The sequence below is a fragment of the Sorangium sp. So ce131 genome (assembly GCF_051519095.1).
GTDB lineage: Bacteria > Myxococcota_A > Polyangia > Polyangiales > Polyangiaceae > Sorangium.
In genome coordinates this window covers 8,793,747-8,796,451 of the sequence record NZ_CP150455.1, presented here as the reverse complement: position 1 = coordinate 8,796,451, position 2,705 = coordinate 8,793,747, and the positions used below count along the sequence as shown (strand labels likewise).

The 2,705-nt window shown below is 69.5% G+C and carries 1 protein-coding gene; it reads left to right on the top strand.

Annotation, left to right across the window (positions count from 1 at the left end):
- The first annotated feature begins 116 nt into the window (after positions 1 to 116).
- Positions 117 to 2,699: an FkbM family methyltransferase gene (locus tag WMF43_RS31810; protein ID WP_437670500.1), complete on the top strand. Its 2,583-nt coding sequence runs from the start codon at positions 117 to 119 to the stop codon at positions 2,697 to 2,699.
- Positions 2,700 to 2,705 lie beyond the last annotated feature (6 nt).

Here is a 2,705-nt window from a genome sequence, read left to right as displayed (position 1 = left end):
GCGGGCATGCGGCGAGGACACGGCAGGTCGGCGCAGCGAAACGCCGCTCTTCGACCGCTCGCCAGACGCCCTCCAGTCAAGCGTTCGATAGCTCATCAAAGGAAATCAACGTGACGATGACCCCGACACTCCCGATCGCTCGCCCTGGCTTTCAAGGACCCTCCAGGCAGCCGAGCCCGTGGCACGTCGCGCTGCTCTCGGCGGGCGACGGCGCGGACCTCGACGCTGCAGTCGACGCGCTGCGCGCGCGCCAGCCCGAGCCGCACGCCGAGGTGATGGTCCGCGTCCTCCACATGGCCCCCGGCGCCGCTCGCCACCGCGCGGCGCTCCTCTTCCAGGATGCCGTGGGCGAGGCGGCGGGTCTTGGACCCGTGGACAAGCGCACCTCCACCGGCGTCGCGGAGCCCGGTGATCGGCCGCTCGTGTTCATGTTTCCAGGGCTGGGCGATCACTACATCAACATGGGTCGCGACCTCTATCGATGCGAGCCCACGTTCCGCGAGCAGGTCGACCTGTGCGCCGAGCTCCTCAAGCCCGAGATCGGCCTCGACATCCGCAGCGTCATCTACCCCGGGCCGGAGGCGTCCGGCGGCGCCTCGGCCCCGGCGGACGAGCCGCAGGGGGCGACCAAGCAGGGCATCGACCTCCGGAAGATGCTCGGACGGGGACGCGAGGCGCCGAGCGGGGCGGACGTGCTGCTGAACCAGACGCGCCTCACCCAGCCGGCGCTCTTCGTCGTCGAGTACGCGCTCGCGAAGGTGTGGCAGAAGTGGGCGCCTCGCGTCGACGCGATGATCGGATACAGCCTCGGCGAGTATGTGGCCGCGTGCATCGCCGGCGTCCTGTCGCTCGAGGACGCGCTCACGCTCACGGCGCGGCGCGCGCAGATGATCGAGGATCTACCCCCGGGAGGCATGCTCGCCGTGAGCTTGCCCGAGGCGCAGGTGAGGCAGCTCCTCGGCGACCACCTCTCGCTCTCCGCGGTCAACGGTCCCGAGTTCTGCGTCGTCTCCGGGCCGAGGGAAGAGGTGCTCGCCCTCGAGAAGCGACTCGCGGAGCAAGGCACGGCGTCCCGGCGGGTCCAGTCGTCGCACGCGTTCCACTCCAGGATGATGGATCCCATCGCGGAGCGCCTGACCCGGCTCGTCGAGACCTATGCGCTCAAGCCCCCGCAGATCCCCTACGCCTCGAACGTCACCGGCGAGCTGATCACCGCGGAGCAGGCCACCGATCCGGCGTACTGGGCAGCGCACCTCTCGAGCCCCGTGCGCTTCGCCGACGGGATAGGCAAGCTGCTCCAGAGGCCAGAGCGGCTCTTCCTCGAGGTCGGTCCGGGGCAGACGCTGAGCAGCCTCGTGCTCCTCCGGCCTGAAGGCGAGCCCCCATCGGAGCGGGTCATCGTCCCCTCGATGAGGCACGCCTACGACGTCCAGCCCGACGGCGCGGTGCTGCTCAAGGCGTTGAGCCGGCTCTGGCTCGCGGGCGCGGCGCTGGACGACAGGCACTTTCAGCCGATTCACCTGCAGGTCGAGCGGAGCGCCCCGGCTCCCTCTCCGGTCACGGCGGCCACGGAGGCCATGACGCCGGCGGCCAAGCCCGCGGACGCCTTCGAGCCGCCGCGCACCAAGGTCGAGCGAGACCTGGCTGCTCTCTGGCAGAAGCTGCTCCCTGCGCAGCCGATCGGCCGGGGCGACGATTTCTTCGAGCGCGGGGGCAACTCCCTCATCGCCACCCGGCTCGTCCTCCGCGTCCAGAAGTCCTTCCGCGTGAACCTCCCGCTGCGCCGTGTCTACGAGAGGCGCACCCTCGCCTCGATGGCCGAGCTGATCGAGGCGATGCAAGCGGGCAAGGACGTCGCCGCCGGCGCGGCGGAGCGCGCCGCGGCGACGGGGGCGCCGCGCCGGGCAGAGCTCCAGTACCGGCTCCCGAACGGCATCGAGATCAACCACCAGAACGAGGGCGAGACCCGCCACTTCTACGAGGACATCTTCGAGCACCGCTCGTACGTGAAGCATGGCATCCGCATCCCGAAGGACGCGATCGTCTTCGACGTCGGGGCCAACATCGGCCTCTTCACCCTCTTCACGCACACCGAGGCCCCTGACGCGCGCATCTACTCCTTCGAGCCGGCGCCGCCGCTGTTCGCGATCCTGAGCCGGAACGTGGAGCGGAACCGCGTCCGGGCCGAGCTGTTCAATATCGGCCTCTCGAACGACGTCCGGGAGGCCTCGTTCACGTTCTACCCGAACAGCTCGGGCATGTCCTCGTTCCACGCCGACGAAGCGGAGGAGAAGCACAACCTCCGGGCCATCATCGAGAACCAGCGCCGGATCGGCGTCGCCGGCGTGGATCAGGTCGCCGCCCACCAGGACGAGCTCCTCGACGTGCGCTTCGAAGCCCAGACGTTCACGGCCAAGCTCCGGCGCCTGAGCGACATCATCCGGGAGCGAGGCGTACCGCGCATCGACCTCTTGAAGGTGGACGTGCAGAAGTGCGAGCTCGAGGTGCTGGAGGGCATCGACGCCGGAGACTTCCCGAAGATCGCCCAGATCGTCCTCGAGGTACACGACATCGAGGGCAGGGTGGACCGCGTGAAGGCGCTGCTCGAGCGGCGCGGCTTCGCGGTCGTCTCCGAGCAGGACGCCCTGTACGTGGGGACCAACATTCACAACGTCTACGCAGTCCGCAGAGGGCAGTGACGTCGA

Excerpts from the sequence above, each read along its gene's own strand:
- WMF43_RS31810 (WP_437670500.1), top strand. The coding sequence starts at position 117 with ATGACCCCGACACTCCCGATCGCTCGCCCTGGCTTTCAAGGACCCTCC.